Origin of the sequence: Sandarakinorhabdus sp. (assembly GCF_031430775.1) — a bacterium.
Taxonomy (GTDB): Bacteria; Pseudomonadota; Alphaproteobacteria; order Sphingomonadales; family Sphingomonadaceae; genus Sandarakinorhabdus.
Genome location: NZ_JANPCD010000048.1, coordinates 1 through 7877, shown reverse-complemented (window position 1 = coordinate 7877; position 7877 = coordinate 1). Strand labels below are relative to the sequence as shown.

The following is a 7877-nucleotide window of genomic DNA, read 5'->3' as shown; positions in this document are numbered from 1 at the left end:
TGGTGCGGCACCCAAGGGGGCGCCACACGCGCGAAGCTGACCGTCGGACAAGCCCAAGGCTGCGCCAGGTCGATTAAATGAATTGTCCCCAGAATTCAGTCCGGCCAACGCCGCTGGCATTCGTGTACGCCACCACCGAGCCGCGATCGCCCGGCCCATCGCCCCAGACATAGCGGCGCTGGACCGCGCCTGACGGATTGGCGACCTCGGCCGCCATCTGGGCGTCCTGATACAGGAAGCGGGTCGATGCCGACTGGTTCAGCTCCACCAGCCGCCCGGCCGGGTCATACTGCGCCGACACGCCGCCGCTGGCGCTTTTGAGCATGTTGTCGGCGGTATAGGCGTAGCTCGTGCTGCCCGAGCTGGTCAGGTTGCCGCGGCCATCATAGCCCAGCGCCACGGAGCCAGCCGTGGTGAGCTGGTTCAGGCCGTTCACGCTGTACGCCCGATCGACATTGTAATGACCGCTCCACGCATAAAGGTCATTGTCCCGGCTGACGCTCGCAAGCTGCGAGGCCGGAGTGTAGCTGAATGTCGTGACCGCGTCATGGGTGGTGGCAGCGAGACGGGGGCCAAAGCCATGAGAGCGGCAAGCTGACAAGAGTTTAATGTAGTATCCCCAGAATTCCGATCACTATGATGCAGCACCGTTTATATTAATGATCGTTCCACATTTCGGACAAATCTTGTTCGGTCGTAACAACGGATCATATCGTAAAAATGTTCTACGCATACCTGCATCAGGAATAAATAGATTGTGCCCACAATTCTTGCACCTAAATAAAAATACAGTCAGCGCCAGTACAATTGCAGCAACAAAAACTAGATTGTAATATTGATAAAACAATGAAAAAACAAGAAAAGCCCAACAAGTATATACAGCTAATCTATAAAATGTCGCAAAAAGATAAATATTCATCTCTAGCAAGCCGGATTTAATGATGGAGTGGCAATTGTACCTTTTGCCTCCAACGTATGATTCACGTCGAAACCTACTCCTATACTACCACGAACGTGGCTGGGTCGAACTATATCAGAGGCGATGGATGCCGCTCCCTTACCCTGTCCACCCAAAATGCTGCCATGATTAATCGAGCCCCCGAGTATACCAACCATGAAATTCGTTTCTTGTACAACGTCAAAATCGGACTTCAAGGCGTCTTGAGAAAACCCGAACTCCCCACCAAGCCCAGCGCCGAAACCTACTCCGGGCCCCAAGCCAAATTCCAGTGCCATTGTCCACTGTGACAAATCTACCGATAGGGTAAGGTTGGCCCCAACGCCCGGTCCAAAGAACGCATCGGCTGCTGCCCCCAGCGAGACCACATTTGGCGCGGGACATGGCTCAGGTTTTTTATCTGGTATCCTCTCAGCACGCTCACTGCGCTCTCTGGTTATGGTTTCTCGCGGACCAGGCTCTGCAAAACAACTTGCAGCGTGAAAATAGAATCCATCGCGATAACCATTTGTCTCAACAGCCGACCATTGTCCTACACATGTAATTGGCCCCGCTGTAACCCAACTTGCCTTGCCTGTAGGATCCGACATATTCACCGGATCGCCCCCCACATAGGCATACATGTTCATCCCATCGCCATAGCCGATGGGGTCGCTCTGCAGGAACCGGCCCAGCGTCGGGGAATAAACCCGCGCCTTGTAGTGGTACATGCCAAGCTCGGACAGCCATGCCTGGCCGGTATACTGGAACCGACCGATGTTGCCTGCGGCGGGGATGCCATATTCGTCATAGCTGTTGATGGCGAGCGCGGCGCCGCTGGCGCCCGTATACGCCACGACCGATCCGCGTTCGTCCGCCACCGCCCAGCGGCGGTCGCTGGTGCCGGCGCCTTCATACCAGGTGATCAGTTCGTCCGGTCCATCGCCCCAGACATAGCGGCGCTGGACCGCGCCTGACGGATTGGCGATCTCGGCCGCCATCTGGTCGTCCTGGTACAGGAAGCGGGTCGATGCCGACTGGTTCAGCTCCACCAGCCGTCCGGCCGGGTCATACTGCGCCGACACGCCGCCACTGGCGCTGCGCAGCGGGTTCGGGGCGTTCATCGTGCAGGGCCGATCACCATGCCTTCATTTTACCGAAATATGACCGCAGCGCCATGCCCGGCCCGCCACAATTCGCCGCCCTGTCATTTCCCGGCCTTGCCTCTCGCCCCATGTGGAGTAGCAATACGCAAAATGCACTTTGGGGACTGTGGCCATGACTGAGCCGGCATATGATTTCGTGATTGTGGGGGCTGGCTCGGCCGGCTGTGTGCTGGCCAACCGGCTTTCGGCTGACCCGGCCTCGCGCGTTTTGCTCATCGAGGCGGGCGGCAAGGACAATTCGATGATGATCCAGATGCCCGCTGGCATCGCCCAGATCATTCCGCCCGAAAAGGCCAGCCCATTCGACTGGGGGTTCTGGACGGTGCCGCAAAGGCATCTGGGAAACCGCAAGCTGTACTGGCCGCGCGGCCGCGCGCTGGGCGGATCATCGTCGATCAACGGCATGGTGTATATTCGCGGCCATAGCAGCGACTACAACCGCTGGGCGCAGCTGGGCCTCAATGGCTGGGGCTGGGCCGATGTGCTGCCGTTCTTCCGCAAGGCCGAGGATTCCGAACGCGGCAGCGACGAATTTCATGGGGAGGGCGGCCCGCTCCACACCAGCCGCAAGGGCGCGCTGCCGCATGTGCTGAACGATGCGTTCCTGGCGTCTGCCGCACAGGCCGGCCATCCGCTGACCGATGATTTCAACGGGGCGCAGTTCGAAGGCGCCGGTTTCTATGACGCCACCATCAAGGACGGGCAGCGTTTCTCGGCGGCCAAGGCGTATCTGACACCCGAAGTGAAGGCGCGGCCGAACCTGACGATCCTCACCGATGTGCAGGTGGACCGCGTGCTATTCGAGGGCAAGCGTGCCGTCGGCGTGGCCTATCGTGCCGGCGGGCGCGAGGCGGTGGCGCGCGGCGGCGAGACATTGCTGTGCGGCGGCGCCATCGGTTCGCCGCATCTGCTGCTGCTGTCCGGCGTCGGCCCGGCTGACCATCTGAAGGAGATGGGCGTATCGGTGGTGCATGATGCGCCCGATGTCGGCGGCAATTTGCAGGACCATCTCGATATCATCGTGCAATGGGATTGCACCAAGCCGATCACGCTCAACGGTAATGCGAAGTTCAGCGCCAAGCTTACGGCGCTGGCGAAATGGGTGTTCGCAAAAACCGGCAACGGCGCGCACATGCCGACGCCAACGGGCGCGTTTCTATCAACCCGCGAGGGGCTGGCGGCGCCCGATGTCCAGATCCATTTCATGCCGGTCAAGGGCAGCCCGCATGGCCGAGGCGAAATGAGCGCGCAGCACGGCTATCAGATGCACGTCTGCCAGTTGCGGCCCGAAAGCCGAGGCACGATCCGGCTGGCGTCGGCGGACCCCGCGCAGCCACCGGCCATCGATCCCAATTATCTGTCGGCGCCCGAGGATGTCGAAACCCTGTATCGCGGCGTCTGCCTGGCGCGGGAAATTGGCCGCCAAGCAGGCTTTGCCGAATATAATGCCGGGGAGGCCTGGCCGGGACCGAACGTGACGGAAAAGGAGCAGCTGGTTGCCGCAATGCGCGACTGGGCCGAGACCATCTATCACCCCGTCGGCACCTGCCGCATGGGCATAGACGAAAAGGCGGTCGTCGATGCGGAATTGCGCGTCAATGGCGTCGAGGGGTTGCGCGTCATCGATGCCAGCGTCATGCCCTATCTCGTGTCGGGCAACACCAATGCACCGACCATCATGATCGCAGAGAAGGCCGCCGACATCATCGGGCAGAAGCTGCGCCTGGCGCGCAAGCTGGGCCTGGCAGCATGACAGTCACGCCCTTCACGATCCCGGTGAACGAGGCGGAGACAGCTTGGATCGCCGAGCGGGTGGCAGCGTTCCGCTGGTTCGAGGAGCCGGAGGGCGCCAGATGGAAACATGGCGCCAACCGCGACTACATGCAGCGGCTGCGGGCCTATTGGCTGGACGGCTTCGACTGGCCCGCCGCCGTGGCCCGGCTCAACCGGCTCAGCCATGTGCGGGTCGATGTTGGCGACGGCTTTCACCTGCACGCCGTGCACATGCGTTCCTCGCGGCCCGATGCGCGGCCGCTGCTCATCGCCCATGGCTGGCCGGGATCGATTCTCGAATTCGACGCCATTTACGAACGACTGGTCGAACCCGAAGACCCGTCGCAGCCGGCCTTCCATGTCGTGGCGCCGTCGTTGCCCGGCTATGCCTGGTCGGACCGGCCGAAACAGCCGCTCGGCCCGCGTGCGATTGCTCGGCTCTATGATGCGTTGATGCCGGCGCTGGGCTATGATCGCTACGTCTACCAAGGCGGTGATTGGGGCTGCGTCATCGGCGGCTGGGTCGGCCTGCAATCACAGCGGCTTGACGGTTTGCACCTCAACGGCTTTGGCCTGCGACCGGCCAACATGTCGCCGGACACACCGGAACAGGGCAAATGGCTGCAAAACGCGGTGGCGGTACGCGACGCGGAAACCGCCTATCTGCAATTGCAGGGCACCAAGCCGCAAAGTCTGGGCTTTGCCATGATGGATTCGCCCATGGGCGTCGCGGCTTGGCTGGCGGAAAAGTTCACCGGCTGGTCCGATGCGAAATCAGGGGTCGATGATCCGCCCTATGGCTTTGACACCATGCTGACCAATATCATGATCTATCTGACAACACGCAGTTTCTTGACAGCGACATGGATATATCGCGGCATGTTCCTCGAAGGCGGCTTTGCCATGCCGGCTGGTGCGCGCGTGGACGTGCCCACCGGCGTTGCAGCCTTCCCCAAGGACCTGCTTGCCTTCCCGCCGCGCGCCATGGTCGAACGGGGATACAATGTCGTGCATTGGACAGACATGCCGCGCGGCGGGCATTTCGCCAGCCTGGAGGAACCCGAACTCTTCCTCGCCGATCTGCGCGCATTTGTATCGGGCCTGTGACGACTGCTCTGCCTGAATGGCGGGTGGAGCCGGGGCTGCTGCCCTATCCGGACGCAATCGGTGCCATGGAGGCCCGTGCAGCGGCCATCCGCGATGCCGCTGCACGCGAGCTGGTCTGGCTGGTCGAGCACTCGCCAGTTTATACCGCCGGAACAAGCGCCAATGCCGCCGAGTTGCTCGATCCGGACCGTTTCCCGGTGTTTGCCGCGGGGCGGGGGGGGCGCCATACCTATCACGGGCCAGGCCAGCGCGTCGTTTATGTCATGCTCGATCTGGGCAACCGGGGACGGGACCTGCGCGCCTTTGTCGCCGGGCTGGAAAACTGGGTGATCGCGGCACTCGCTGATTTTGGAATCGCCGGGCGCATCATCTGCGGCAAGGTCGGCGTCTGGGTCGATTCGCCTGCCGGGCCAGCGAAAATCGCGGCAATCGGCGTGCGAGTCCGGCGATGGGTCAGCTTTCACGGCCTTTCCATCAACGTCGAGCCTGATTTGTCACATTTTAGCGGAATTGTGCCGTGCGGCCTGTCCGAACCGGTCACCAGCCTTGCTGCAATGGGAAAAACCGTCACGATGGCGGATATCGACGCAGCCCTACTACGTCATTTTTCCCGATTTATTGCGACCGACGGGACCGATAACGACATGAAAGGTGCATGAGGGCGCTTGCAGCGCACATGGCTTCTGGCTAATGTCTACTCAGGTTGGGGGATTAGGACTGTGCCGACCCAACTTGTCCTGGGTCCAGGATTCACCATCATACGGAGAATTTGAAATGACGATCGTCGAAAAGCTGAAGACCGCCACCCTGATCGCCGGCGCTGCCCTGTTTGTCGTCGCTTGCGGCGAAAAGAAGGCCGAAGAAGCCGCTCCGGCCGCTGACGCCACCACCGAAGCTGCTCCGGCTGCTGACGCGATGGCCCCGGCTGCTGACGCCGCCACCACCGAAGCTGCTCCGGCTGCTGACGCGATGGCCCCGGCTGCTGACGCCGCTGCTGCTCCGGCTGCCCCGGCTGCCGACGCCGCTGCTCCGGCTGCCAAGTAAGCCTTCGACTCAACGTCGAAATGCCTTAGGAAGGGCCGTCCCATCGGGGCGGCCCTTTTTATTTGCCTGCAAAGGAACCGAACAATGAGCCTGGAACAGATTACTACCACCATGAAGGACCGCATCGGCGCCGGCGGCGTCTTCAAGAAATCGGTGAAGTTCGATTTCGGCGGCGACGGCCTGGTGCGCATCGATGACACGGTGTCACCTGCAATCGTCGACCATAGCGCCGAAGCCACTGACTGCACCGTCAAGGTATCCATGGCCGACTTCATGGACATTGCGCAGGGCAAACAGAACGCCCAGATGGCGTTCATGATGGGCAAGCTCAAGGTTGAAGGCGACATGTCGGTCGCTTTGCAGCTTGGTACGATTCTGGGCTGAGGACGGTGACCGCAAGTGATCTACTTGCGGTTATTGATCAGACGTCCGGGCCGGGAGCATGTTCCCGGCCCGGCACCCGCCGTTTCGACAAAGAAGCACAAACAATGCGCACGTCATTGACTCTTCCAGCCCTCCGTCCGCGCCGGGCATTTGCCTGGGCCGCTGTCGCTGCCGCGACCGGACTTCTGCTGTCCGCGCCTGCCGATGCAGCGCCGCGCAAATCGGCGGGCAAGGCCAGCAGTCGATCAAAGCCGAAGTCCGTTGTAAAGCCAGTGCCGGCAAATCCGGGCGGCATCATGATTCCCAAGGCTTTGGTTTTACGGAAACCCACGCAGGCCGAAGCACAAGCTCATGCCGTCTGGAGTGTTCGGGCCGGTCTGAATGTCGCCGCCCTACAATGCCGCTATTCGGCCTGGTTGCGACCGGTCGCGAACTATAATGACATGCTAAACAACCACCTGACTGAACTGTCAGACGCGCAAAAAGTGATGCAAGGCCATTTTCGTCGCCTCGACGGGGCGCGCGGGCAAACGACGTTCGATCAATACAACACGCGAAATTATAACAGCTATTCCACGCTTGATGCCCAGTACAATTTTTGTGATGTGGCAGGCCGCGTTGGCAAGGACATAAGAGCCCTGCCAATCGGCGGTCTTGGACCCTTTGCCATCGGCGCGATGAACGACTTGCGCGCAGCGCTTGGCAGGGTTGTGATGGCGCCAGCACTCACCGTCCAGATGCCCCCACTGCCCAAGCCGCCACTGTTCGTCGCTTCGCCCGACTGATCCCCGCTGTCGCGGGCTATCGCCGGCACCAATATGCCCAACCATTATCCAATCGGAACCAGCGTGATACTGGCCAAAGCCCTATGGCCGCCTGCGAAGCTCCCCGAGACGTCGAAGCTCAAACATCCCCAAACTACAAAACAAAAGGGCCGCTCCAATGGAGCGGCCCTTCAGTATTTTTGGTCTGCAGACCGATCTTACGGCTGGCAAGGGCCAGTCGATACCGGAGCCGGAGCACCGCTGAAGGTGATTTCAGCACGGCGGTTCTGCGGTTCACGCACACCGTCGGCCGTTTCGACCAGCAGCTTGGTTTCGCCAAACGCTTCGGTTGCCACAGCGGCTTCGCCAACGTTCTTGGAGACCAGATAGGCCTTCACGGCATCAGCGCGGCGCTGCGAGAGCTTGGCGTTGTAGTCGTCCTTACCCGAGGTGTCGGTGTAACCACCGATGGCAACGCTCGTCTGGCCGGTGGCAGCGAACTGCTCGGCAGCACGATCAAGGATCGCCGAAGCTTCAGCGGTGATCGCCGACTTGTCCCAATCGAAGAAGACCAGGAACGGACCCGGCGTCACAGCAGCCGGCGGGCACGGCGGCAGCGGCGGAGGGGGCGGAGGGGGCGGAGGTGGCGGCGGCGGCGGCGCGGGGGCCGGCGGCGCTTCAGCTTCGAAGAAGTTGTAGGTC

The 7877-nt window shown here is 61.2% G+C and carries 9 protein-coding genes; 6 read left to right on the top strand and 3 right to left on the bottom strand.

The window, feature by feature from the left end; translation table 11 throughout:
• Positions 1-73: 73 nt before the first annotated feature.
• Positions 74-601, bottom strand: a complete 528-nt coding sequence (locus RMQ73_RS02760) for a hypothetical protein (protein ID WP_310496459.1) — start codon at positions 599-601, stop codon at positions 74-76.
• Between the two features lie 320 nt (positions 602-921).
• Positions 922-2061, bottom strand: coding sequence for an RHS repeat-associated core domain-containing protein (locus tag RMQ73_RS02755; RefSeq protein ID WP_310496458.1), 1140 nt, complete (start codon positions 2059-2061; stop codon positions 922-924).
• A 154-nt stretch (positions 2062-2215) separates the two neighbouring features.
• Between RMQ73_RS02755 and RMQ73_RS02750 the strand changes: the two genes are divergently transcribed.
• The 6 genes from RMQ73_RS02750 to RMQ73_RS02725 all read left to right on the top strand — a co-directional run bounded on the left by RMQ73_RS02750 (position 2216) and on the right by RMQ73_RS02725 (position 7196).
• Positions 2216-3856 carry a choline dehydrogenase gene (locus RMQ73_RS02750; RefSeq protein WP_310496457.1) on the top strand — a complete coding sequence of 547 codons (1641 nt, stop codon included), beginning with the start codon at positions 2216-2218 and terminating at the stop codon, positions 3854-3856.
• On the top strand, positions 3853-4983 hold the full coding sequence (locus tag RMQ73_RS02745) for an epoxide hydrolase (RefSeq protein ID WP_310496456.1): 1131 nt from the start codon (positions 3853-3855) through the stop codon (positions 4981-4983). The genes RMQ73_RS02750 and RMQ73_RS02745 overlap by 4 nt, the downstream gene beginning before the upstream one ends.
• Complete coding sequence (gene lipB / locus RMQ73_RS02740; protein WP_310496455.1) at positions 4980-5642, top strand: lipoyl(octanoyl) transferase LipB; 663 nt, start codon at positions 4980-4982, stop codon at positions 5640-5642. Before RMQ73_RS02745 ends, lipB begins: the two co-directional genes overlap by 4 nt.
• A gap of 115 nt (positions 5643-5757) precedes the next feature.
• Positions 5758-6027, top strand: coding sequence for a hypothetical protein (locus RMQ73_RS02735; RefSeq protein WP_310496454.1), 270 nt, complete (start codon positions 5758-5760; stop codon positions 6025-6027).
• A gap of 84 nt (positions 6028-6111) precedes the next feature.
• Positions 6112-6411 carry an SCP2 sterol-binding domain-containing protein gene (locus tag RMQ73_RS02730; protein ID WP_310496453.1) on the top strand — a complete coding sequence of 100 codons (300 nt, stop codon included), beginning with the start codon at positions 6112-6114 and terminating at the stop codon, positions 6409-6411.
• A gap of 104 nt (positions 6412-6515) precedes the next feature.
• The gene (locus RMQ73_RS02725) at positions 6516-7196 is read left to right on the top strand and encodes a hypothetical protein (RefSeq protein WP_310496452.1); all 681 of its coding nucleotides are present in this window, start codon (positions 6516-6518) and stop codon (positions 7194-7196) included.
• Between the two features lie 197 nt (positions 7197-7393).
• Here the strand turns inward: RMQ73_RS02725 and RMQ73_RS02720 are convergent.
• Positions 7394-7877 (bottom strand): OmpA family protein (locus RMQ73_RS02720; RefSeq protein ID WP_310496451.1); only part of this gene is annotated, 484 nt, incomplete at its 5' end.